The 22,032-nt window shown below is 64.5% G+C and carries 22 protein-coding genes; 7 read left to right on the top strand and 15 right to left on the bottom strand.

Annotated elements, in window-relative coordinates:
* Positions 1 to 18: 18 nt before the first annotated feature.
* The 3 genes from A9D14_RS16700 to A9D14_RS16690 are packed head-to-tail and all read right to left on the bottom strand — an operon-like array spanning position 19 to position 2,401.
* Complete coding sequence (locus tag A9D14_RS16700) at positions 19 to 456, bottom strand: nuclear transport factor 2 family protein (RefSeq protein ID WP_066850434.1); 438 nt, start codon at positions 454 to 456, stop codon at positions 19 to 21.
* Positions 453 to 1,799, bottom strand: coding sequence for an aromatic ring-hydroxylating oxygenase subunit alpha (locus tag A9D14_RS16695; RefSeq protein ID WP_066850432.1), 1,347 nt, complete (start codon positions 1,797 to 1,799; stop codon positions 453 to 455). The genes A9D14_RS16700 and A9D14_RS16695 overlap by 4 nt, the downstream gene beginning before the upstream one ends.
* Positions 1,796 to 2,401: a nuclear transport factor 2 family protein gene (locus tag A9D14_RS16690; RefSeq protein WP_232469005.1), complete on the bottom strand. Its 606-nt coding sequence runs from the start codon at positions 2,399 to 2,401 to the stop codon at positions 1,796 to 1,798. The genes A9D14_RS16695 and A9D14_RS16690 overlap by 4 nt, the downstream gene beginning before the upstream one ends.
* A 185-nt stretch (positions 2,402 to 2,586) precedes the next feature.
* On the opposite strand from A9D14_RS16690, the gene A9D14_RS16685 reads away from it, so the two are divergent.
* Positions 2,587 to 3,288 carry a TetR/AcrR family transcriptional regulator gene (locus A9D14_RS16685; protein ID WP_157668290.1) on the top strand — a complete coding sequence of 234 codons (702 nt, stop codon included), beginning with the start codon at positions 2,587 to 2,589 and terminating at the stop codon, positions 3,286 to 3,288.
* Positions 3,289 to 3,301: 13 nt separating this feature from the next.
* On the opposite strand, the gene A9D14_RS16680 is transcribed toward A9D14_RS16685, so the two are convergent.
* The 7 genes from A9D14_RS16680 to A9D14_RS16650 all read right to left on the bottom strand — a co-directional run bounded on the left by A9D14_RS16680 (position 3,302) and on the right by A9D14_RS16650 (position 11,644).
* A complete protein-coding gene (locus A9D14_RS16680) occupies positions 3,302 to 4,663 on the bottom strand; it encodes an aminotransferase-like domain-containing protein (protein ID WP_185886064.1) in 1,362 nt (453 codons plus the stop codon).
* Entirely contained in the window at positions 4,644 to 5,078 is a 435-nt protein-coding gene (locus A9D14_RS16675) for a DUF983 domain-containing protein (protein WP_066850710.1), read from the bottom strand. Before A9D14_RS16675 ends, A9D14_RS16680 begins: the two co-directional genes overlap by 20 nt.
* A gap of 407 nt (positions 5,079 to 5,485) precedes the next feature.
* Positions 5,486 to 7,828 carry a TonB-dependent receptor gene (locus A9D14_RS16670; protein ID WP_083988135.1) on the bottom strand — a complete coding sequence of 781 codons (2,343 nt, stop codon included), beginning with the start codon at positions 7,826 to 7,828 and terminating at the stop codon, positions 5,486 to 5,488.
* Between the two features lie 28 nt (positions 7,829 to 7,856).
* Positions 7,857 to 9,053, bottom strand: coding sequence for an MFS transporter (locus tag A9D14_RS16665; RefSeq protein ID WP_083988134.1), 1,197 nt, complete (start codon positions 9,051 to 9,053; stop codon positions 7,857 to 7,859).
* A gap of 17 nt (positions 9,054 to 9,070) precedes the next feature.
* Complete coding sequence (locus A9D14_RS16660) at positions 9,071 to 9,472, bottom strand: C-glycoside deglycosidase beta subunit domain-containing protein (RefSeq protein ID WP_066850709.1); 402 nt, start codon at positions 9,470 to 9,472, stop codon at positions 9,071 to 9,073.
* Positions 9,465 to 10,394: a sugar phosphate isomerase/epimerase family protein gene (locus A9D14_RS16655; RefSeq protein ID WP_066850424.1), complete on the bottom strand. Its 930-nt coding sequence runs from the start codon at positions 10,392 to 10,394 to the stop codon at positions 9,465 to 9,467. Before A9D14_RS16655 ends, A9D14_RS16660 begins: the two co-directional genes overlap by 8 nt.
* Positions 10,391 to 11,644, bottom strand: a complete 1,254-nt coding sequence (locus A9D14_RS16650; RefSeq protein ID WP_066850422.1) for an FAD-dependent oxidoreductase — start codon at positions 11,642 to 11,644, stop codon at positions 10,391 to 10,393. The genes A9D14_RS16655 and A9D14_RS16650 overlap by 4 nt, the downstream gene beginning before the upstream one ends.
* Positions 11,645 to 11,759: 115 nt before the next feature.
* Between A9D14_RS16650 and A9D14_RS16645 the strand changes: the two genes are divergently transcribed.
* The 3 genes from A9D14_RS16645 (at position 11,760) to A9D14_RS16635 (ending at position 13,631) form a co-directional block, all read left to right on the top strand.
* Entirely contained in the window at positions 11,760 to 12,389 is a 630-nt protein-coding gene (locus tag A9D14_RS16645) for a TetR/AcrR family transcriptional regulator (RefSeq protein WP_066850420.1), read from the top strand.
* Positions 12,390 to 12,468: 79 nt separating this feature from the next.
* Entirely contained in the window at positions 12,469 to 13,158 is a 690-nt protein-coding gene (locus A9D14_RS16640; RefSeq protein ID WP_066850419.1) for an SDR family NAD(P)-dependent oxidoreductase, read from the top strand.
* 23 nt (positions 13,159 to 13,181) lie between these two features.
* On the top strand, positions 13,182 to 13,631 hold the full coding sequence (locus A9D14_RS16635) for a nuclear transport factor 2 family protein (protein WP_066850418.1): 450 nt from the start codon (positions 13,182 to 13,184) through the stop codon (positions 13,629 to 13,631).
* Positions 13,632 to 13,637: 6 nt separating this feature from the next.
* Here the strand turns inward: A9D14_RS16635 and A9D14_RS16630 are convergent, their stop codons facing one another.
* The 3 genes from A9D14_RS16630 to asd form a co-directional block, all read right to left on the bottom strand.
* The gene (locus tag A9D14_RS16630) at positions 13,638 to 14,015 is read right to left on the bottom strand and encodes an EthD domain-containing protein (RefSeq protein ID WP_066850417.1); all 378 of its coding nucleotides are present in this window, start codon (positions 14,013 to 14,015) and stop codon (positions 13,638 to 13,640) included.
* 13 nt (positions 14,016 to 14,028) lie between these two features.
* Positions 14,029 to 15,216: an aromatic ring-hydroxylating oxygenase subunit alpha gene (locus A9D14_RS16625; protein ID WP_066850415.1), complete on the bottom strand. Its 1,188-nt coding sequence runs from the start codon at positions 15,214 to 15,216 to the stop codon at positions 14,029 to 14,031.
* A gap of 140 nt (positions 15,217 to 15,356) precedes the next feature.
* Positions 15,357 to 16,214, bottom strand: a complete 858-nt coding sequence (gene asd / locus A9D14_RS16620; RefSeq protein ID WP_066850414.1) for an archaetidylserine decarboxylase — start codon at positions 16,212 to 16,214, stop codon at positions 15,357 to 15,359.
* 213 nt (positions 16,215 to 16,427) lie between these two features.
* Between asd and A9D14_RS16615 the strand changes: the two genes are divergently transcribed.
* On the top strand, positions 16,428 to 17,441 hold the full coding sequence (locus tag A9D14_RS16615) for an SDR family oxidoreductase (RefSeq protein ID WP_066850411.1): 1,014 nt from the start codon (positions 16,428 to 16,430) through the stop codon (positions 17,439 to 17,441).
* A gap of 94 nt (positions 17,442 to 17,535) precedes the next feature.
* Complete coding sequence (locus A9D14_RS16610) at positions 17,536 to 19,167, top strand: AMP-binding protein (protein WP_066850409.1); 1,632 nt, start codon at positions 17,536 to 17,538, stop codon at positions 19,165 to 19,167.
* On the opposite strand, the gene A9D14_RS16605 is transcribed toward A9D14_RS16610, so the two are convergent.
* Positions 19,164 to 19,967 carry an SDR family NAD(P)-dependent oxidoreductase gene (locus tag A9D14_RS16605; RefSeq protein WP_066850407.1) on the bottom strand — a complete coding sequence of 268 codons (804 nt, stop codon included), beginning with the start codon at positions 19,965 to 19,967 and terminating at the stop codon, positions 19,164 to 19,166. The genes A9D14_RS16610 and A9D14_RS16605 overlap by 4 nt on opposite strands.
* A gap of 167 nt (positions 19,968 to 20,134) precedes the next feature.
* Here A9D14_RS16605 and A9D14_RS16600 point away from each other — a divergent pair, with 167 nt between their 5' ends.
* On the top strand, positions 20,135 to 20,896 hold the full coding sequence (locus A9D14_RS16600) for an SDR family NAD(P)-dependent oxidoreductase (protein WP_066850406.1): 762 nt from the start codon (positions 20,135 to 20,137) through the stop codon (positions 20,894 to 20,896).
* 45 nt (positions 20,897 to 20,941) lie between these two features.
* Here the strand turns inward: A9D14_RS16600 and A9D14_RS16595 are convergent, their stop codons facing one another.
* Positions 20,942 to 21,955 (bottom strand): NADP-dependent oxidoreductase, encoded by a 1,014-nt coding sequence (locus A9D14_RS16595; protein ID WP_066850405.1) that lies wholly within the window; start codon positions 21,953 to 21,955, stop codon positions 20,942 to 20,944.
* Positions 21,956 to 22,032 lie beyond the last annotated feature (77 nt).

The raw sequence follows: 22,032 nt of genomic DNA, 5'->3' as shown, positions 1-22,032 counted from the left end.
CGCCGTTCAGGCAGCCATCTAGGCAGCCATCGGCATCATCGCGTCCAGCGTGAAGCGGCGGCAGCGCCACGCGCCCTGGTGCTGCACGCATTCCATCCGGTATTTGACCTGGACCGAAATGGCGTCACCACTGTTCGCCAGTCCCATGCCCATGACATAGGATGTGATCGTCCCCACCGTGCCGTCCCAGTGTTCGGCGCGCGGATTGGCGGCGATGTGGAATTCGTTGGCCATGTTCTGAACCAGTCCGGCATAGAAGGCGCGGATCTCGTCCTCGCCCTGCATCACCGGAAAGCCGACTGACGAGAAGTCGATGGCCGCATCGGGGGTGAAGCAGGCGACGACACGCTCAGGGTCGCCGCGCGTGTCGACCGCGTCGGCATATTCGACCATCAGCCGTTTCAACGCGCGGAACACCTCCTCCGGCATCTGCGCGCGAGCCTCGGCGACGGTCATTCGCCTGCCGGGGCCTTGTGCTCGGTCGGGTGGCCCAGCACCACGTCGTTCAGCAATTCGTGGAAGCGCTGGATGCGCTTTTCCTGATAGGTCAGCAGGCAGCCCTGGAATCCCCGCGAATTCAGGCCCTGCTGCTGCGTCGTGCCGATCGACAGGTCCTGATCCGCCACGAAGCCCAGCGACACCCCGTCGCCATAGACCGAATGCTGCGCGATGGCATCGTGCTTCAGCGGCGCCTTGCCCACCGGGGTCTCGACTTCCTTCATCCCCTCCACCGGCGGATACAGGCACCAGTGCTGGAACACGCATTTGGCCGGATCGGTAGGATGCGGCTCGGTGCGCAGGATCTGGCACTGTTCCGGGCTCATCGTGATGGTGAGGTTGGGGAACAGCGTGCAGTGGAAGTAATCGACCAGCTGCTGGTCGGTCATCGAGTCATAGTCATAGCCGCGCTCGGCGCCGTGCTTGCGCTTCGCCTCGATCACCGCCTCGCGGATGTCGGCGGTGCGGCCGCGGTATTCCTTGGGATCGATGCCCCATGCCTCGGCCGCTTCGTACAGGCCGGGCGGCACGTCGCCGCTGACGTAATCCTTGCGGCTGGTCGCCTGGTGCCCGATCATCCACATCGAGTTGTGGCCGCTCTCGTACATCTCGAACAATGTGGTCGGCAGGCCGTCGTTGATGAAGGTCGCCAGCTCGGGATGGATCGTGGGCAGGTGATAGCTCTCGTTGAAATTGTCGCGGATGATCTTCCAGTTGAACTCGCAGTCTGCCGACACGTTCAGCACGCGCACCCAGTTGTCGAGCTTGTAGCCCGCCAGCCTTTCGGGGAACGGCGCCAGCCATTCGGCTAGCGGGGCGATATCCTTGTCCATCGCCCAGAACACGAACGGACCCCAGGTTTCGCAGCGCAGTTCGGACAGGTGGACCTTGCCGCAGGGGCTGCCGCCGGGAAAATCGTCCTCGTCCTGGACGTGGACCAGCGTGCCGTCTGGATCGAATTGCCAGCCGTGATAGCCGCAGGTGATGCGCGGGGTCGATCCGACGTCGCCCAGCGCCAGCCGGTTCCCGCGATGCGGGCAGGTATTGTAGAAAGCGCGCACGCCGCCATCGGCCTGCTTGACCATGATGACGGATTCGCGCCCGAAATTATGGCGGATGAAGTCGCCCTCTTCCTCGAGGTCGGCGGTCACGCCGCCCAAGTGCCACACGCTGGGCCAGAGGTTTTCGTATTCCGCCTCCATCCACTCGCGCGAGGTGTAGCGGTCGGCGGTGATGGTATCGCCGCGAACGGGCTGGTCGTAATCCGCCGAATAGCGGGCGGCGCCGGATTGTACGTTCATGTCACAGGCTCCTGTTGTTCGGTTCGCGGTTCCGCCGTTTCGGGCCAGTCACGCGTCTGGCTGAAATCCTCGCCGCGGCGCGCTCCTCGCGGAGCGTTCGGATTGTCGTTGAAAAAGGCGCGGCTGCCGGGATTGTCGCTGACCCAGTCGGTGACCAGCCGGCGGCGCGCGATGCGCCATTCGCCGTTCCCGCGGGTGAATTCGTCGATGTAGCGTCCGGCGATGAACAGGTCGCGGACCTCGCCCGCTTCGCTGCGCACATCATGGAAGGCGCGGAAATAGCTTTCGCCGCTGGCCTTGCCCGATGCCGCGTCGCCGCCCGCGAATTCGATCCGCACCTGCCCCAACTGATGATGCGTCGCGTCCATGTCGGCCAGGAAACCAAGCGCGAAATCGGCAAATTCCGTGGGCGAGCCCGCCAGAAGGCCGCAATCGACATAGGCATCGGGATGAAACGCGCTGAGCAGGCAGTCGCGGTCGAGCCGGTCCAGCCCGCGCATGTAGCGGTGCACCGCGTCGGTGATGTCGCGCCGCGCGGCCAAGTCGCGGATCTCGGCCTTAAGGTCGAGCCCGGTTTCGTCCATCACGCCCATGTCAGCCATCCTGCCATCGCCATCCTTGCTTCCCTCCGGCCGCGATTCTGCGCGCGTACCAGTGCTTTTCCATGCTTGTACCCAGTATAGCCGGGCCGCCGGAAAATGAAACCGGCAATGCTGCCTGTTTTATTGACGGATCGACTGCGGCGGCACTACTGAAGGAAAGGATAGGTTCGGGCGAAGGGAAGCGAATGGCGGAGCACACGATGACATCGACACGGCCCGCCACGCGCAGGGCGCAGGCGCTCAGCCGGATGCGGCCCGGCGGCGGGCCGGACGACCGCCAGCGCTGGCAGCAGCGCAAGGCCTCTCTGACGCGCGAGGCCATTCTGGAAGCCGCGGTCGATAGCCTGGTCGACACCGGCTATGCCGGGCTTTCGACCAACGACGTCGCGCGGCGGGCCAGCGTGTCGCGCGGGGCGATGCACCATCATTTCGCCTCGCGCGCCGATCTGGTCGAGGGGCTGATCGAACATGTGTTCTATCACCGCATGCGCCAGTTCCTCGACGAATTCCTCGCCCGGCTGAAACAGGCCCCGCCGGGCGAGGACCCCTATCGCATGGCGATGGAACTGCACTGGCGTTCGGTGCAGAGCCGCGAATATGGCGCGTTCCTGCGCCTTGCGGTTGCGGCCCGCAGCGACGATGCGCTGGCTGCGATCTTCACCCCCGCCGCGCGCCTTTATGACGAGATCTGGCTGGGCGAGATGCACCACGCCTTCCCCCAGTGGCGCGAGGCGCCCGAACTGATGCGGATTGCCAACGATGTCACGCAGGCGGTGCATGCCGGCGTGCTGATCAATGGCGCGATCTGGGGCGACGAACGCAGCGCGGCGGTGCTGGAACGCGCGGCCATGCTGGTCGAGGATCTTGCGCAACTGGCGCAAGGTTAGGCCTTGCGAGTCGCTAGACGAAATCGGCCCGCTCTACATCGAGCAGGGACAAATGCCCGGCAAGCTGCCGCAAGGCCGCCTCGACCATGGCTCGCGGGGCCGCGCCGCCAAGTGACACCCGAAGCGCCTGGGCGGCGACCTTACCAGCCGCGAAACGGTCGGACGGGATCGCCCCCACGCCCGCGGCGGCCAGCTTTTGCGACAGCATGGAAGCCGACGCGCCTTCGGGCAGTTTCAGCCAGACATGATACCCCTGGGGATGACGGCTGATCGAATGGTCCCTCAGGATCCTGCCCGCAAGGTCCGATCGCCATTCGGCCTCGGCCCGCACGGCGGACATCAGGCTGTCGAAGGTCCCGTCGCGCAGCCAATAGGCCACCATCGCGGCATTCAGGGGCGGAGGCATGACGGCGATGTCCTGCACCTCCGCCGTCAGCCGCAGCGTGTCGGTCACGGTCGGCGCACTGACAAAGGCAATCCTGAGCGCGGGGGAAATGATCTTGGACGTGCTGAGGATATGCCATGTCCGGTCGGGTACCAGGCTGGCGATCGCCGGCAGCGGATCCCTTGGCAGCAGCCCATAGGCATCGTCCTCGATAATCTGCAGCCCGTGGCGCTGCGCGACTTCGGCAATCCTCTGCCGTTCGGGAAACGGGATGGTCGCTGCGGTCGGGTTGTCGTTGGTCGGCACGACATAAAGCGCGGCAATATCGTTCTGCCTGCAAGCAAGGTCCAGCGCAGCGGCGGTCATCGCCTGCAGGGGCACCAGCTCTACCCCCAGGCGCGCGGCTATGGCGCGAAAGCCGGGATAGACGAACTCGCCGCAGGCAACCTTTGCGCCTGCGACCAGAATCGCCCGGGAAATGGCCATCAATCCATTCTGCCCGCCGGCCGACAGGGCAAATTGATCGGTGCTCCTCTTCAGTCCCAACCGCGCCGCAAGGTCGGCCCCCGCCTGGCAGATCACCGGATCGCCGCCAGCGGCCTGGTATTGAAGCAGCGCGCCCCCGCCCTGTCCAAGGGCCTGCTCGAACGCCTTTCTCATGGCATCCTGCACGATACCGCCCGACGGGACCGGCGGCGTGTTCAAGCCGGTATCGACCTGCGCGGCGGCCTGGACCGCGTGCGTGGCAGTCTCGCGCACGAAGCTTCCGGCCTTGCCGCGGCCATCGATCAGGCCGCGCTGCCGGGCGACATTATAGGCGCGGGTTATGGTCGTCAGATCGAGGCCAAGCGCCTGCGCCAGTTCGCGCTGCGGCGGCAATCGCGCCCCGGGCTTGAGCACGCCCGTCCCGATGGCAGCGGTCAATGCTTCCGCGAGTGCGCGATATTTCGGGCCGTTCCTTCCGTTAAGGTCAGGAATCCAGTCGGTCATTTCTGGCTTCGTCTTCGCGTGCATGCATGTCGGCCCACAGCTTCTCGGTCCCGGCCTCTATCGCGTTGTTGACGTACTGCGATGCCACAAGCCACCCCTTGATCGGGCGCAGCGGCAAAAGGCAGCCAAGACCCATCAGCGGCACGCCGATCAGGAACAGCACCGGGATTGGCAGGCCAAGCGAGACCTGAAGCCACACGACCACGAAGAGCAACGGGAAGGCCACGAAACAAAGAGAGAAAAAGGCCGGGCCGTCATCCGGGGAAGCGAAACGATAGTCCAGGCCGCATTTCTCGCACCTGTCGCTGATTTTCAGCCACGAACGGAACATGTGCCCTTCCCCGCAGCGCGGGCACAGCCCCTTCCAGCCGGATTTGAGGATCCATGCCCACTTGCCTTTTTCGGTTTCTTCCACGACTCATTGTCCATACATAACGAGGGTTATGTCCATACATATACCCCCGGCGAGCGAAAGGCAAAGAGGATTCGCCTTTCCGCTAACTCGCCAGCGGACCCATACAAAAGCGTAACCCCTGGTCAGACAATGTTCGAAGATCGCAGCGATGGCCGGATCGCTTCGCCGCTTCGCAGGTCAGCCGGTTTGCCGCTCGCCCTCGGGGAAGCGGAGCAAGGGTTGGAGCAGCGGAAACCGGTCGCCCTGCTGACGGCGTGCGAAACGCGTCAGGCCTGATCATCCATTCCGGACACGAGGCGGTGAACCGGGCCGACCAACGAACCCGGCCCACCGCCGACGATATGCATGACGCGAAGTCCGTTTCGGCAGCAAAGCGTGAAACAGCCCGGGCCGAACAAGCAATGCGGTCAGAAATCCAGCCCGACCCGAACGCCCATCGTGCGCACCGAATCATAGCTCCACCGCTGCACCAGGGTCAGCGCTCCTGCATTGATCCCGTCGCCTGCCTCGACCTCGATCGATACGGGGCGGATCTGGTTGAAGCAGTTCTTGCAGAACAGCGAAGCGCGCCAGTTGGCCCCCTCGATACCGATGTTCCCGTCGAAAGTGTCCCACGCCGGAATGACCGCACCGGGGGCATACTCGCTGAGCAGCGAAGAGCGATGGTAGTAGCTGCCGCCGATGATGCCGTTCAGCGCGCTGTTGAGCGGGAATTCGTAATCGGCCGACACGACCGAGGTGAACTTCGCGGATTGCGGCACCTGGCGTCCGGAAACGTCGAACGTACCCGTGGCATCGCAACTTGCCGCAACCTGACCGGGATAGCATTCCCGCCCGGTATAGGTGTCGTAAGTCGCATCGACATAGGAAGCGCTGGCTAGCAGGGTCAGGCCGCGCACCGGCTGGGCCTGGATATTGACGTCGACGCCCATCGTCGTCGCCTCGGCGGCATTTTGCAGAATGATGGTCTGCAGTGCGGCGTCGAAGGCCTGGACCTGAAGATTGTCGAACCTGGTATAGAACGCCGCCACGCTCAGGTTCACGCGGCGGTCGAACAAGGCCTGCTTGATGCCGATCTCGCCGCTTGTCGAGATTTCGGGTTCGACGGACAGATCCGCATTGGGCGCCGGTGAAGCGTTCGAGAAGCCGGGGCCCTTGTAGCCCTGCCCGGCGAATCCATACACCAGCGTTTCGGGAACCGGCTCCCAGTCGACGCCCAGTCTCCAGCTGAAATTGGTATTCCTGGCCTCGCCGGTCGAGCGGTTGTTCGGCACACCCAGCGTCACGAAATACGGCCGGGTATTCTCAAGCAGGTCGAGGGACACGTTATCATGGGTGATGCGGCCGCCCGCTGTCACCGACAGGGTATCGAGCAACTGGTAGTTCAGCTGGCCGAACACGGCCATGCTTTCGATCGTGTTCTCGCCCGCGTAATCCTGACCGATAAAGGCGACATTGCTGACGTTGCAGGCCGGCGGCGGTCCCGGGGACACCTCGACATCGACGCAGAAGGGAAAGCCGCCGGTCACGAACGGCGGTATGCCGCTGGCGCCCCGGCGATAGCCGGTAAAGTCGTTCCGCGAATAGAAGTAATACAGTCCGGCCTGGCCGCTCACCCGGTTGCTGTCGGGCAATGTCAGGCGAAGCTCGTTCGAGAACTGGTCGTAACTGCTCGTCGCGGCATTCCGGTTGAGGAAATCGGTGGGGGTGAAGTCGGAATCGAAAGTCTGGTCGAGGCTATAGGTCTTCCACGCGAAGATATTGCTGATCTCGAAGTCGTTATCGAACAGATACGACAGTTTCGCCTGGAGGCCGCCGGTCTCCAGATCGCGAAAATACGGCGCATCCACGACCGATGTCAGGTTGCGCGGCCCGGGTTCGACCCCCGCCTCCGCCAGCAGTTCGGGATATTGGCTGCCTTCGCCAAGCGACCGGTAGGTATAGTCGAAGGTGCCGGAAATGCCGCTGAAATTGCCATAGTCGCCGATGACATAGACTGAGAAGACGTCGCTGGGTTCGGTCAGGAACTTGGCGCGGAATGCATATTCCTCGACATCCGCTTCGGCGCGGCCGGGATTGACATTCTCGATGTTGACGATGGAATCCCGGTCGCCATAGATCGCGTTCATTCGCAGGGCGCTCGTCTCGCCGACGGGAACATTGATCGTCCCCTGGGTACGAAAGCCCAGCCCGTCGTCGCCATCGCGGTGCCGGGTCACGACCTCCGTTTCCATCGACGCTTCGAACCGGCCCAGCCGCGGAGGCGTCGTCGTGATATTGACGACGCCGGCAGAGGCGTTCTTGCCGAACAGCAGGCCTTGCGGGCCATTCAGCACTTCCACGCGCTCGATGTCGTAGAATCCGATGCTGGCGAAATAGCGTGCGCCCAGTACGACGTCGTCGATCACCTGCGTCACGCTGGGCTCCACCGTATCGGCATAGGTGGCAGTGCCGATGCCGCGGATGGAGAACTGGTTGTCCTGTCCCGCCTGCAGGCTGGGGGCAAGCTTGGTCACTCCGCGCAGGTCGTTGATGCCGCGGTCGGTCAGGATTTCCTCGCTGAGCACGGTAACGCTTACCGGCACGTCCATCACGTTCTGCTCGCGGCGCTGGGCGGTCACGATGATGGCATTTGCGCCCTCATCGTTCCGGGCCGACGCATCGCCCGCTTCCTGGGCATGGGCCGGCATCGTCGCGAAGATGGCTGCGCACGAGGCGAGAAGACGTACTGCAATCCTGTTGTTAGTCATGAAACCTCTCCCGTTATCTATCCTGGTTTTATTTGATCATCCTGGACATCATGCGTGCCGACACCGCGCCGGCGACGGACACCGCGCCAAGACAGGCAAAGCTGTTTCGAACGGAGCCGGACAATTCGCTTGCGAGCGTGAACAGCAACGGGCTGACGAACTGGCCAAGGAAGAAGCAGGCGCTCCAGATCCCCATGCCCCGGCCGCGATGCTCGGGCGGAAGGTGCGAGACGGTCCACAGGACCAGTGCGGGGATCAGGATCCCGGCACCCAGTTGCTGGACGAAGGCAAAGCCGGTCATCATCTCGGCAGATGCGCTGAATCCTATCCCGAACAGCCCGATGCCGAGCAGGCCAAGGAAGATGAAGAGCTGCCGGTCGGCGCTGAATTTGCGCGAGATCACCTGGAACATCGCCGCCCCAAGCACGACGCCGACGCTCGCTACGGATATCAGCAGGCCGACGCGGCCGGCCGAGGCCACCCCGACCTCGCCGAAGGCGCGGCCGATCTGGACGATGTAGACGTAATAGAGCGAGGCCGCGAACAGGGTGAAGCCCGCGCAGACCATGATCGTCTTCCATGGAAACGGGGAAACGGCCGTCCGGGCCCCGATCTCGGCCTTCACGTCCGGCTCGTGGATCAGGAAAATCATCGCGGCGGCAATCGGGATCGCCACGGCATAGATCGCGAAGGGATATTGCCAGGACTGCGCGGCAAGCAGGCCCGAGAAGAACACCGTCGACGTTCCCAGTATCGGCCCGAGCACGCCCTGCAATGTCAGCCATTTTCGCCGCTGGTCGTGCGCGAAATAATCGCCGATCAGCGTGTTCGTGACAGTAAGGATCGCCGCTTCGCAGAACCCCAGGGCCAACCGCGAGGCGAACAGGACCTCGATCGTGCCCGACACGAACGGCAGAACGCCCAGAACGCCATAGGCGAAGGTGGAGGCGATCAGCAGCCGCCGGCGCCCATAACGGTCGGCGATCCATCCCATGAGCGGCGAAAACAGCGCGATCATCAGGCCCGGCGCGGTGACGGCCAATGGAACCCAGGTCGTGGCTCCCGGCACATCGGCAAATGCGGCGATGATGCTGGGAACCGCCGGCGCAAGGCTGACGATCGCCAGCACCGGCAGGAAACCGGCCAGGACGATGATCAGCCCCTGCGGCACGCCGGCTTCCATGGCCGGGCGGGCTGGCGGCGCAGCCCTCGATTTTAGCGACATGGCTCCGACCCCCGGCCTTAGCGAATGATGGTGATGTGGCGGCGGTCGTGCACCGGGGTCGGCCGGAATTGCGGCGGGAAATAGGGGTGGCGAAGAAGCACCTCCACCTCGACCAGGTGAACGCCGGCAGCCAGCCCGCCCGGCTTGTCGACCAGCACCTCCATCGCCGTCCCCACGGGCCAGCGCACTTGCGTCTCCGCGTCCAGTTCCTGCAGCGAATAGGTGCGCCCTGCCATGCGATAGCGATTGCTCGCGGCGGGAAATTCGTGGCCGTCGACCACAACCCTTATCCCCTCCACCAACGAAAGCCGCAGGCCGCGGTAGTTGGGCTGCCGAACCCGCAAGCAAAAACCGGTACGCTGGTCTTCAGGACCGATGTTCGAGAAGCCGCTGCTCTGGATCGGGGTGTGTTCAAGCATGATCATGCTCCCTGCCGGCCTGGCCTGCCGCCTGTTCCCATTCGCGCTCCAGCTTGCGGATCAGCGCGTGCTGCCGCCGGACCTGCTCGATCGCGACCCACGGATCGCGCTTTCCCTCGTACTCGCTGGACAGATAGCCCGAGTAACCGAGCGACTTGAGCGCCGGCACCACCTTCTCCCAGGGGATGTTGTGGTCGTGCAGGTTCTCGTCGATGTGATGGAACTTGGCCTGGATGAACGGAGTATATTCGATCACTTCGGCCAGTTGCTCGACCGGGACCCTGATGCCATTGAGGAAACTCATGGCCCCCTCGCGCATTTCGGGTGTCTCGTGCTGCCAGAAGGGCAGAGGACGATCCTGGAAGATGCCGGTATCGATCAGCAGCCCGAAATGCCGCGTTCCCGTGCGCTGGATGAAATCGATATAGGCGTCCACGACCGGATGGCGGATCGGCGTGGGCGAATGGATTTCCGGAATGATCGTGATATCCAGCTTCGCGGCAAGATCAAGCACCCGTTCGACAGCACCCTCCCAGATGGGGTGCGGTGTCAGCTCGTCGTCGATCACGCCGAACTTGGGGCGAACGAACCTGAAACCGAGACGGCTGGCGTTTTCGAGGTCGAGAGCGAGCTGCTTCGCGCCCTCCCCCGCTGTCAGGTCGCGGCCGTTCTGGATGTCGGTATCGATCCAGCTGGCATAATTCGTAGGCTCGAGCCCGTATTTGTCGAGAAGCGCATACCAGCGATCCAGCCACGCCGGTTCGATGTCGGGATAGGCGGGCAGATGGGCCTCGCCCAGTATCTCGATGCCGGTCGAGCCTGTCTCCGACGCGTGATAGAACGCATCCTCGAGGTCCATGACCGTGCCGAAATCGTCGGTATAGCTGTAGAGCGAAACGCCATATTTGAACTGTGCTGTCATCGGCCCGCCGCCTCCCCGCGGCGATGTGCGGGAACGTAGGGCGGGGCGTCCTCGATCTCGGCAAGTTGTGAAATGATGTGCTGCGGCATGGCATCGCCGACCATCCTCTGCAGGAAGCCGGTGTGGTCGAAGACCAGGTCCCTGACCGGGCGCAGCGGCGCGGGCAGATGATGGAACATCCGCCCCGTGTGATAGGCTTCCTGCGACACGCGGGACGTATGCGGCTTGCGCCTGTCTTCATAGCGCTGCAGCGCATCGCGCACGGCTTGCGTGTCCTCGATGTCCGCGCCCGCCAGTTCGCGGGCCAGGAAATAGCCATCCTCGATCGACATGCCCGCGCCATAGGCGGCATAGGGCGACGTCGGATGCGCGGCGTCGCCGACCAGGGTGACGCGGCCTTTGGACCACTGCCCCATCGGCTCCCGGTCGCGGATCGGCCAACGCTGGAGATGCTCCCTCGGCGTCGCCGCGATAAGGTCGCGGACCTTTCTGGAAAATCCGGCAGCGCGCTCGACACAGAAGGCGTGGAGATCGGCGGGCGGAGGCGCATCGGGATCGCACGCTTCAAGCACCCACCATTCGTACCCCCACTTCCCCTCGTGGCGGATGGGGGTATAGCTCACCTGGGTGGTGCGGTTGTGCGACAGCACGCCAATTCCGTCTGGCGGACTGTCGAGGAACAGATACCCGCCGACCAGATGAAGCTTCTGGTGCCGGATCGGCTTGTCGCCCCACAGATGCTTGCGGACAAACGAGTTGATGCCGTCGGCGCCGATCAACACGTCTGCCTCGGCCTGATCGCCGTTCGCGAAGTTCAGGCGGACATGCCGGCCCCTGTCTTCGACGCAAGTCAGCTCGTGATCGAGACGAAGAACCCCCGGCGGCAACGCTTCGAGCATGCGCTGGTACAGCCCCCAGCGCAAAAGGCCGATGAAGCCGCCGCCATACTCGCGCTCCACCTCGTCGGTAAGCCTGATCTCCGCGCGCACGCCTCCCTTCGCGTTCTTGAAGAAGACCTTGCACGGCGCGCCCAGGTCGTGGGTGTCGACGCCTATCAGCTTCAACACCTTCTGCGGGGGCGGCCACAGGTTCAGGATGTTTCCGGCGGCCCTGACCTCGGCGAAACGCTCGAACAGCGTCACCTCGAACCCGACGCGGATTGCCGCCAGCGCCGCAGCCATGCCGCCCGGCCCTGCTCCGACAATGGCGATCCTACCCTTGCTCCCGGCCACCGATTCTTCTCCCGCCATCACTATCTAAGCTGTGATTAGATGGCTGTCTAATCACTGATTAGATTGTTGGCAAGCGGATATTCGTGGGCTAGGGCCGACCGACGGAACCGGTGAAACTTGGGCAAGGACGGGCGTGGCGGCGAAGTCGGAAAAATATCATCGCGACGATCTGCGCGGAGATCTGCTTCGCGCCGGCCGGCGATACATCGCCGAAAAAGGCCATCACTCGCTGTCGGTGCGAACGCTGGCGCAATCGGTCGGCGTGTCTCCGGGCGCTCCCTATCACCATTTCCGCGACCGGCGCGCCTTGCTCCTGGCTTTGGCAAGCGAGGGTTACGAGGAGCTTTTCGGCGCGGCGCATGCGTTCGTCGAGCCGGGGAGAACCCCGGAGGAAACCTTGCTCGAGATGGGCCTGCAATTCGTGAACTTTGCCGTATCGAGCCCGCGCCTGCTCGAACTGATGTACGAAAGCGAACTGACCAGCCCGGCCGTGGATCCGGTGCTGGTCAAGTACCAGGACATCGGCCATGCCGCGCTGATAAAGCCGCTGCGCGAGGCGCTGACGGAACTCGACGAAAACGAGATCGGGCTGCGCGGGCTGGCATACTGGTCTTCGATCTATGGCTTCGCCTCGCTTCGGCGCAAGCACATGATCGAAAAGATCGAACCGCCGGACATGGCGCAGGACCAGGTGGTCCGCCGGGTCATCTCGCTGGCCGTATCCGCGGCCCTGCGGATCGAAAGCGGCCGCCCTGCCGCTTAATTATAAGAAAGGATAGTTGCGCGCTGGCCAGCGGCGCGACCACTCTGCCGCGATAACACGCCAATCGTGGGAGAGAACAATGGCCAATGTCTATATCACCGGTGCCGGTCGCGGCATCGGCCTGTCGCTGGCGCAAAAACATGCCGAGGCTGGCGACCGCGTCTTCGCGCTGGTGCGCGACCCCGCGAAATCGGACGAACTTTCGCAGCTTGCCGGCGGTTCGGGCGGCAAGGTCACGATCCACCGGATGGACGCGGGCGACATGGCATCGATCCCCGATGCCGCGGCCGCCACCGGCAACGACAGCGTCGACGTGCTCTATAATGTCGCGGGCAACACCGGCCCCACCGATAACGAGCTTGAGACCGAGATCGACTGGGACGGCTGGGACAGCGCGTTCGACGTGATGGTCAAGGGGCCGCTCGCGGTGCTGAAAGCCTTCCTGCCGCGGATGCACGAAGGCAGCAAGGTCGTGAACTTCTCAAGCCAGTTGGCTGCCAGCACATGGCCGATGGGCGGCTATTATGCCTACGGCGCTGCCAAGGCTGCGCTCAATCGGCTGATGCGTTCGGTCGCCATCGATTTGAAGGACAAGGGCATCATCGTCGTCACCCTGCACCCCGGCTGGGTCCAGACCGACATGGGCGGCCCCGATGCCGAGATCACGCCCGAGCAAAGCGCCAGCGGCATCCACGCGCTGACGCAAAAGCTGACGATCGGCGACAGCGGCGACTTCTTCAAGTGGAACGGCGAACATCATCCTTGGTGATCTACACGCAGCAGGAGAGAGACATGCCCTTCACCGGCCCGCTGGAAGACCGCATCGCCATCCGCGAAGTGATGGAAAGCTACGCCTTCGCGGTCATGACCGTCGACGCCGAGCTATGGGCGTCGACCTGGGCAGAGGATGCCTATTGGGCGCTGCCCGAATATCCCGACCTGGGAGGGTTCGATGGGAAAAAGGCCATCGTCGACGCCTGGGTCGGATCGATGAAGGTCTACGGCCTCGACGACATGAAGCGCCCGATGGTCTATCTCGCCCATCCCGGCCGGATCGAGGTGGACGGCGATACCGCCCGCGCCACGACGATGACGATCGAGATCTACCAGCACCCCGAAACCGGCGAAACCGTGCACGGCAACGGCCATTACGAGGACGAATTGGCGCGCATCGACGGTCAATGGGTGTTTACCCGCCGCGAATATCGCATCTTTCACGAGCGGCGTCAGGGAGGCGAATAAACCCGCTCAGGAAGGATGCGCGGGCGGGAGGACGGGCGGCAACTCGCTCTCCCGCTCGTCGACCAGATAGGTCCGCATGCTGGCGCTGTCGAACAGGCGCTTCTCGTCCTCGGCGATCATCGCCGCGATCTCGGGATCCTGAAGCGAGGCGAAGAACGCCTCCATCGTGACCTTGTCGGGGAAATCCATTTCCATCACCACGTCGGCTTCCGCGCCATCGTCCGCGCGGCCGAAGGGCGTGGTGAAACGCCGGACATAGCGTGTGGCATAGCCCGACATCACCTTCTCGCCGATGCGAGCGTGGATTTTCTCATAGTGATCGACGAACTCGTCGTGGCTCATCCCCGCGCGGCGGCGGAAGATCGACAGCAAGGTGATCGTCATCGCGCGGCCAGCTTCACATCACCGGTTCGGGGGCGGATGGATCGCCCGTCATGTACCAGTTCAGCCATTCGTGAAAATACTGGTTCCCGCGCTCGTTCTTCCCGAAGATCAGCTCGTCATGCGCGCCCGATTCCAGGCCCTTCTGGATCTGCAGGCCGATGACGTAGTCTTCCTCGTACGTCACGTCGCGGAAGAAATTGACCATCTGCTCCAGCTTCTCCGCCTCTTCGTCGTCCCTGGGCGCTTCGCGGCACAGATAATTCAGCACGGTGCGGTTTTTGTCGGGCGTCGGCCCTGGAAACAATTGCGCGACCTGCGTGATCTCGGGCGCGACGAAGATCGAGACATTGGGAAACAGGATGCGGACAAAGTCATAGCCGTAATTCTCGCGCGTGCCCCATTCCTCGCGCGGGACCTCCTTCAGCAGGTTTCCGATCTCGTGCTGGGGAAAGCCGATCCGCATCGAAGGGCCATAGCCCTCGTAATGCATCGTGTTCGACGGGGTGCGCGGGAAGATCGTCTCGGGGTGCAGCGACTGGAAGTGATAGCCTTCCAGATAGCCGTCGAAGGCGATCTTCCAGTTCGCGCCATGGATCTCGCGGCTGCCGATGAAGTGCCAGTCGGCAAAGCCCAGATCCTTGAAGTCGTCCAGATAGCCGCGGAAATAGCCGTCGAGGTCGATCGAACCTTCGGGGTCGAGCGACACGAAGATCAGCCCGTGCCGCTCCTCGCACGGCAATTGCTTCAGCCCGCGCGCCGCCTTGTCGACCTCGCCAAAGCTCTTCTGGTCGTTGATGCCGATCAGCCGGCCGTCGCGGCCATAGGTCCATGCGTGATACTTGCAGACAAAGCGCGAGCAATTGCCGTGCCCGTCCTCGGCCACCGGCGCGCCGCGGTGCGAACAGACGTTGAGGAACGCACGCACCGTCCCGTCCTTGTCACGGGTGATCAGCACCGGCATGCCGACCGCGTCCATCGCCTTGTAATCGCCCGCGTTCGGCAATTCGGCGGTAAAGGCCAGCATCAGCGGCAATCTTTTGAAAACCCGGTCGATCTCCTGCCGGTACACCTTCTCGTCGCAATAGGATGCGGCGGGCACGGTCATGGTGTCCTTGCCCTGGAACGTGGTCTTGTTCTCGACATAGCCGATCATGGTTTCGGCCAGTTCGCCCAGATGTCCGATGCGCGCTGCGCGGTCCATCGCTCTCTCCCGGTGTGTTATGCATGGAATCCGCCTGAACGGGATTCCCGGTTGCACGCAGGCTGCCCCTTATCGGGCGGCAAGACAACCTGACGGGAATGAGAGGTTGCGCCCCTTCGCGAACGCCCGATCGCGCCCCCTCAGCCGCTGGTGGGACGGATCCCCATCGTCTCGCCCAGGCGCACCGCGCGTTCGGGAGCCCAGTCCTTGTTGAAGGCGATGGTGCCCTGCCCGAACAGCATCACGATGGTCGATCCCAGCAGGAAGCGGCCCATCTCCTCGCCCTTGCGCAGGAAGATGTCCTTGTCGGCATAGGACCATTCGGAAATCCGCCCGGTGCGCTTCGGGTTGACCACGCCGTGCCACACGGTCGCCATGCTGCCGACGATGGTCGCGCCGACCAGCACCATTACGAACGGCCCATGCTGCGGCGACTGGAATTCGCAGACCACGCGCTCGTTGCGCGCGAACAGGCCCGGAACGCCCCGCGCGGTCACCGGATTGACCGAAAACAGGCTGCCCGGAACATAGATCATGCGCATCAGCGTGCCGTCGCAGGGCATGTGCAGCCGGTGATAGTCGCGCGGCGACAGGTACAGATTGGCGAAACTGCCATGGCGGAAGCGCGCCGCAAGCTCCGCATCGCCGCCGACCAGCTGGGTCGTGGTAAAGCGGTGGCCCTTGGCCTGCAGGATATGGTGATCGTCGATCGATCCGAACTGGCTGATCGCGCCGTCCACCGGCGACACGAAATCGGCATCGGCGATGGGCCGCAGCCCGGGCTTCAGCGCGCGAGTGAAGAAATCGTTGAACGTCGCATAGCTGGCGATGTCGGGATTGCCCGCCTCGCCCATGTCCACGCCGTATCGGTGCACGAACCAGCCGATCAGCCGCGTGGTCATGCGCCCTCCCCTTGCGCCGGCCACCCCGCCGGCGATGGTGGTCAGGCGCTGCTTGGGCAGCAGATATTGAAGCAGGACTTTAAGACGATCGGACATGCTGTTCCATAACGCAGGCACGCCCGATATAGTGCCAGGGCCGCCAGCGCCAAGCCGGAATCGGCGGGAAAACGCCCCTGCGACCCGCGCGCGAAGCCATCGATCGCCAGCTTTCTGCCCGCTGCGGGGAACCTATCCGCCGCTGCGGCATCGGTTCGATGTGCCCCGCCTGCGCCTTTACGGCTCCCCCTTCCCATCAAGGAACCCGCCTTCATGCCCATCCGCCTCAAGCCCATCGCCCAGCAGACCATCGTCATCACCGGCGCCACCAGCGGCAACGGCCTCGCCGCCGCGAAAGAGGCGGCGGCGCGCGGCGCGTCGGTGGTGCTCGCGGCCCGCAACGAAGCGGCGCTGAACGAGATCGCCGCCGAACTTCGCGCCGATGGAGGCAAAGTTGCCATTTGCACCGCCGATGTCTCGGTGGAAGCGGATGTCGAGCGGATCGCGCAGACCGCGATCGACAGCTTCGGCGGCTTCGACACATGGGTGAACAATGCCGCCGCCGCGATCTATGGCCGCATGGACGAGATTCCGATGGAGGATCACCGCCGCGCCTTCGACGTGAACTATTTCGGCCTGCTCCACGGCTCGATCGTGGCGGCGCGGCACTTGCGCGGCAGGGGCGGCGGCGCGATCATCAACCTGGGATCGGTGCTGTCCGACCGCGCGATGGTGCTGCAGGGATCCTATTCGGCCACCAAGCACGCGGTAAAGGCCGCCACCGATGCGCTGCGCGTGGAACTACGGCAGGACAAGGCGCCGATCTCGGTCACGCTGATCAAACCGTCGGCGATCAACACGCCCTATCCCGAACATGCGCGCAACTACATGGACGAGCCTGCCCGCCTGCCCCCGCTGCTGTACGATCCGCGCCTGGTGGCCGACGCGATCCTGTTCGCCGCCGAACATCCGCGGCGGCAGCTTTATGTCGGCGGCAACGGCTATATGATCAGCCTTGGGGGACGTTTCGCCAAGCGCGCGACCGATGCGGCGATGAAGGGCCTGGGCAAGATGATGCAGGTCGATCCCGGCAATCCCGGCGATCCGGCGGCGCGCGACAATCTGTACCAGCCGCGCAAGGACGGGCTGGTCGAAGGCAGCCGCGACTATTACACGCGCCGCACCAGCCTGATGCTGGAGGCGCAGAAGCACCCGCTGCTCGCGCTGGCCGCGGGGGCGGCGGCGGTCGGCGTGGGCGCGCTGCTGTCGCGGGGGCGCGGCGCCTGACCCATAAAGACGTCAGGGCCGCACCCTATTATTTACGCCAATGGCCCCTGCCCCTTATTCGCTTCAGAACGGATGCGGGAAAGGAGCAGGATCGATGGACCGAGTGGAGGCGCCCTGGCGCTGGCTGGAGCGATTGCCGCCGCAGCTTGCACGATTTGCAGGCCAGTGGCGGGGCAAGACCATCGCCGATCTGGCGCGGGAGAGGGTGGACGAGGATCCCGGCTTCGTCGCGCTGATCGACGAGGGCCGCGACCTGACCCGGCGCGAATGGCTGGACGAGGCGCAGGCACTGGCGGGTGCGCTGCACGCGCGCGGCTTCGCGGCGGGCGATGTCGTGGCGTTCCAGACACCGAACTGGCACGAGGCGGCGATCATCGACCTTGCCTGCGCCATCGCCGGGCTGGTGCTTAGCCCCATCGTGCCGATCTACCGCGATGCGGAAGTGACGATGATGCTGGGCGACTGCCGCGCGCGGGCCCTGTTCACCTGCACCCGGTTCCGCCGCTATGATTTTGCCGAAATGGCGGACAGGATCCGCGGCGACCTGCCCGACCTGGCCCATGTCTTCACCGTGCGCGGCGACGGGCCAAACGATTTCGCCGCCATGGTCGAGGAAGGCCGCAGCCTTCCCCCGTACCGGCCCGAAGTCGACGCAGCCAAGGTGAAGCTGGTGCTTTATACCTCGGGCACCACCGGGCGGCCCAAGGGCGTGCTGCACAGCCACAACACGCTCGAGAATATCGTGCGCAAAAGCTATGAACACTGGCGCATCGGGGCGGGCGACACGCTGATCATGCCATCGCCCGTGACGCATGTGTCGGGCTATGCCAACGGGCTGGAATCGCCGCTGATCGTGGGCACGCGCGTCGTGCTGATGGAAAGCTGGAACGCCGATGAGGCCGTCCGCCTGATCGAGCGGTACGAGGTGGCGGGCACGGTCGCGGCCACGCCCTTCCTGGTCGAACTGGCCGATGCCGCGCGGCGGGCGGGCACGCGGCTGCCGTCGATGCGCATGTTCGCCTGCGGCGGCGCGGCGGTGCCGCCGGACCTGATCCCGTCGGCCAATTCGGCGTTCGACAATCTGCAGGCCTTCCGCGTCTTCGGCGCGAGCGAGGTTCCGCTGGTCAGCTTCGGCTGGCCCGACGATCCCGCGCTGGCCGCCCGCACCGATGGCGAGGTGGTGGATTACGAGGTGAAGCTGGTGGACGACGCGGGCGATCCGGTCGCGCCGGGCACCGAGGGCGAGATCCTGGCGCGCGGCCCGTCGATGATGCTGGGCTATGCCGACGCAGCACAAAGCGCCGCCGCCTTCGACGCGGACGGCTATTTCAAGACCGGCGACCTGGGCGTGCTGTCGGAAGAAGGCGCGATCACCATCACCGGCCGCAAGAAGGACCTGATCATCCGCGGCGGCGAGAATATCAGCGCGGTGGAGATCGAGGACGTGCTGCGCACCCATCCGCAAGTCCGCGACGCCAGCGTGGTCGCGATGCCGCACGAACGGTTGGGCGAAGGCGTGTGCGCCTATGTCATCAGCGAGGGCGGCGCACCGGACATCGCCGCGCTGTGCCGCCATGTGCAGGACAGCGGGCTGGCGAAGCAGAAGACCCCCGAACGTTTTGTCTTCGTCGATGATTTCCCCCGCACCGCATCGGGCAAGGTCCGCAAGGACCGCCTGCGCGCCGAAGTCGCCGCCCTGATCGAGCAGGAGAAAACCAGCGCTTAATCGCTGGCAGCGGCGGCGATCGAGGCCTGCATCTGGTCGGGCGTGGGATTGCCGCGCAGGCACAGCCCGCCGTTCACCTGCAGGTTCTCGCCCGTCATGAAGCATTCGTCGCTGGCCAGGAACACGGCGGCGGCGGCGATGTCATCGCTGGTGCCGTATCGGCCCAGCGGATAGCCGGGAAGGAAGCTTTCCAGCAGGCCGGGCACTTCGCCCGCCTCTGCCGTCATCGGCGTTTCGGTAAGCCCGGGCGAGATCGAATTGGCGCGGATGCCCTCATGCCCGAACTCGTTCGCGACGCAGCGGATGATGTGATCGGTCGCCGCCTTGGTGCCCATATAGGCGGAATGGTCCCACAGCATGATCTTCGCCGTCGCGCTTGAGATCTGGATGATCGATCCCCCCTTGCCCCCATGCGAACGCGCCATCTTGCGCACAAGCGCCTGATACAGCTGGAACGGCCCGATCAGCTGCAGCGCGGTCATCTGCTCCAGCTGCTGCCGCGTATTGTCGAGGAACGGAGTCAACAGGCCCCAGCCGGTCGCGTTCACCGCGATGTCGATGCCGCCCATCGCGTCATGCGCCTGCTCGACCAGCGCATTCACGCTGTCCTCGCGCGTCAGGTCGCAGGGAATCGCGGTCGCGCCGTTTTCCTTCGCGAAATCGTCCAGCACCGCCTGCTTGCGCCCCGCGACCGTGACCGCCGCGCCTTCCGCCAGGAAGCGGCGTGCCATCACCTGTCCCATGTTGCCTTCGCTGCTGGCGCCCACGATCAGCGCGCGCTTTCCGTTCAGCCTGGTCATCCTTGCTTCTCCCGTGTGTTTGCGCCTTGGGTATCACCGCGCGGCAGCGCGCAGCACTGGGCAAAAGGGCAGTCGATGCGGCGCGCGGGCGGCCCTAGTGTAAGGCTGCATCGAAATCCGCGCGCACGATGCGCGGAGCGGATCACACCAAGGGAAAGGATTGTCGCATGGACCTGGGCCTGAAAGGCAGGAAAGCCATTCTCATCGGCGCGAACGGCGGTATCGGCCGCAAGGTCGCCAAGACACTCGCGGCAGAAGGGTGCCATGTCGCGATCTGCGGCCGCACGCAGGACAAGGTCGACACCGTCGTCGGCGAACTGCAGTCCAGCGGCGTGACCGTGCATGCCAAGGCGCTGGACGTGACCGACGCGGGCGCGGTCCCCGCCTTCGTGAAGGAGGCAGCCGACAAGCTCGGCGGCTGCGACATCTTCATCAGCTTCACCTCCGCCAATCCGGGCGAGGACACCGATGATGGCTGGGAAACGATCCTGAAGACCGACATATTGCCGATGCGCCGCGGGATCGAGGCGGCCATGCCGTTCCTCGAAAAATCGGATGCGGCGTCGATCATCTGCATGAGCTCGACCGGCGCGGTCGAGGAATTCATGGGCGTGCAGCCGTATAATTCGCTGAAGGCGGCGGTGATGAATTATGCCGCCGCGCTGTCGCAGAACCTTGCTGGCAAGGGCATCCGCGCCAATTGCATCACCCCCGGCCCCGTGATGTGCGAGGATGGGCCATGGGCCTATATCCGCGACAACATGAAGGAGTTCTACGAGGATACGCTGTCCAAGATCCCGATGGGCCGACTGACCGACGGGGACGAGCTGGCCCGCACCATCGCCTTCATCGCATCGCCGAGCTGCAAGGCGATGACGGGCGCGAATATCGTGGTCGACGGCGGCTATACCAAGCGCGTGCAGTTCTGAAGCGCGAACGGGCGGGGCCCACGGCACCGCCCGGACCCGTTGGCATCAGCCGATCTTCAGGATCAGCTTGCCGGTGTTCCGGCCCGAAAACAGCCGCATGAACGCGTCATAGCTGTTCTCGATGCCGTGCTGCACATCCTCGTCGATGCGCATGCGGCCCTGCTGCATCCATTCGGCGATCTGCGCGCCGCCTTCGGCAAAGCGCGGGGCATAGTCCATCACCAGGAATCCGTGCAGCGTCGCTTCCTTGACGATGACCTGCCACAGGTTCTTCAGCCCGTGCGGCTCTACCGCGTTATATTCGCTGATCAGCCCGCACAGCACGATGCGCGCCTTCTTCGCCAGCTCGAAGATCTCGGCCTCCAGGATCTGGCCGCCCACGTTCTCGAACACGATGTCGATGCCGTCGGGCGCGGCGCTGGCCAGTTCGGCGCGCAGGGCGTCGTGGTCCTTGCCGCGATAGTCGATGGCCACGTCATAGCCGTAATCCTCGACCAGGCGGCGGCATTTTTCCGGGCCGCCCGCGATGCCGATGGTGCGGCAGCCCATGATGCGGCCGATCTGGCCCACCACCGATCCCACCGCCCCGGCGGCTGCGCTGACGCATAATGTCTCGCCCTTTTGCGGCCTGGCCACCTCGGTCAGCCCGAAATAGGCCGTCAGCCCCACCGCGCCCATCGCGGACAGGAATCGCGAAGGGCTGTCCGCCAACGACACGTCGACCGGCGCGGTGAAATGGCCGGGCTCGACCGCGGTGTAATCCTCGATCGCGTTCAGGTTCATCACCCAGCTTCCGGCCGGAAAGTCGGGATTGTCGCTGGCATGCACCGTGCCCACGCAGGTCGCGCGCACCGCATCGCCCAGCGGGATCGGCGGCATGTAGCTTTCCTCGTCCGACATCCAGCCGCGCTGCGCCGGGTCGAGCGAGCAATAGACGTTGCGCATCGTGAAGCCGCCCGGCGGCGGGGCGGGGATGTCCTCCTCCACCAGTTCGAAGTCTTGCGGCACGGGGTCGCCCTGGGGCCGGCGGCGCAGGATGAAGCGGCGGTTCTGGGTCATGATCTCTCCTGTCAGCTTTGGCCGTCATGGTCGGCAGATGGCCGCTTCCTGGCACCTGACACAAAGCACAGTGACGC

The organism is Croceicoccus marinus, from assembly GCF_001661675.2.
GTDB lineage: Bacteria > Pseudomonadota > Alphaproteobacteria > Sphingomonadales > Sphingomonadaceae > Croceicoccus > Croceicoccus marinus.
The sequence above is the reverse complement of the archived record's forward strand: the minus strand, read 5'-3'. Positions and strand labels throughout refer to the sequence as shown.

Excerpts from the sequence above, each read along its gene's own strand:
- A9D14_RS16700 (WP_066850434.1), bottom strand. The coding sequence starts at position 456 with ATGACCGTCGCCGAGGCTCGCGCGCAGATGCCGGAGGAGGTGTTCCGC.
- A9D14_RS16695 (WP_066850432.1), bottom strand. The coding sequence starts at position 1,799 with ATGAACGTACAATCCGGCGCCGCCCGCTATTCGGCGGATTACGACCAG.
- A9D14_RS16690 (WP_232469005.1), bottom strand. The coding sequence starts at position 2,401 with ATGGCTGACATGGGCGTGATGGACGAAACCGGGCTCGACCTTAAGGCC.
- A9D14_RS16685 (WP_157668290.1), top strand. The coding sequence starts at position 2,587 with ATGGCGGAGCACACGATGACATCGACACGGCCCGCCACGCGCAGGGCG.
- A9D14_RS16680 (WP_185886064.1), bottom strand. The coding sequence starts at position 4,663 with ATGACCGACTGGATTCCTGACCTTAACGGAAGGAACGGCCCGAAATAT.
- A9D14_RS16670 (WP_083988135.1), bottom strand. The coding sequence starts at position 7,828 with ATGACTAACAACAGGATTGCAGTACGTCTTCTCGCCTCGTGCGCAGCC.
- A9D14_RS16665 (WP_083988134.1), bottom strand. The coding sequence starts at position 9,053 with ATGTCGCTAAAATCGAGGGCTGCGCCGCCAGCCCGCCCGGCCATGGAA.
- A9D14_RS16660 (WP_066850709.1), bottom strand. The coding sequence starts at position 9,472 with ATGCTTGAACACACCCCGATCCAGAGCAGCGGCTTCTCGAACATCGGT.
- A9D14_RS16655 (WP_066850424.1), bottom strand. The coding sequence starts at position 10,394 with ATGACAGCACAGTTCAAATATGGCGTTTCGCTCTACAGCTATACCGAC.
- A9D14_RS16650 (WP_066850422.1), bottom strand. The coding sequence starts at position 11,644 with ATGGCGGGAGAAGAATCGGTGGCCGGGAGCAAGGGTAGGATCGCCATT.
- A9D14_RS16640 (WP_066850419.1), top strand. The coding sequence starts at position 12,469 with ATGGCCAATGTCTATATCACCGGTGCCGGTCGCGGCATCGGCCTGTCG.
- A9D14_RS16635 (WP_066850418.1), top strand. The coding sequence starts at position 13,182 with ATGCCCTTCACCGGCCCGCTGGAAGACCGCATCGCCATCCGCGAAGTG.
- A9D14_RS16630 (WP_066850417.1), bottom strand. The coding sequence starts at position 14,015 with ATGACGATCACCTTGCTGTCGATCTTCCGCCGCCGCGCGGGGATGAGC.
- A9D14_RS16625 (WP_066850415.1), bottom strand. The coding sequence starts at position 15,216 with ATGGACCGCGCAGCGCGCATCGGACATCTGGGCGAACTGGCCGAAACC.
- asd (WP_066850414.1), bottom strand. The coding sequence starts at position 16,214 with ATGTCCGATCGTCTTAAAGTCCTGCTTCAATATCTGCTGCCCAAGCAG.
- A9D14_RS16615 (WP_066850411.1), top strand. The coding sequence starts at position 16,428 with ATGCCCATCCGCCTCAAGCCCATCGCCCAGCAGACCATCGTCATCACC.
- A9D14_RS16610 (WP_066850409.1), top strand. The coding sequence starts at position 17,536 with ATGGACCGAGTGGAGGCGCCCTGGCGCTGGCTGGAGCGATTGCCGCCG.
- A9D14_RS16605 (WP_066850407.1), bottom strand. The coding sequence starts at position 19,967 with ATGACCAGGCTGAACGGAAAGCGCGCGCTGATCGTGGGCGCCAGCAGC.
- A9D14_RS16600 (WP_066850406.1), top strand. The coding sequence starts at position 20,135 with ATGGACCTGGGCCTGAAAGGCAGGAAAGCCATTCTCATCGGCGCGAAC.
- A9D14_RS16595 (WP_066850405.1), bottom strand. The coding sequence starts at position 21,955 with ATGACCCAGAACCGCCGCTTCATCCTGCGCCGCCGGCCCCAGGGCGAC.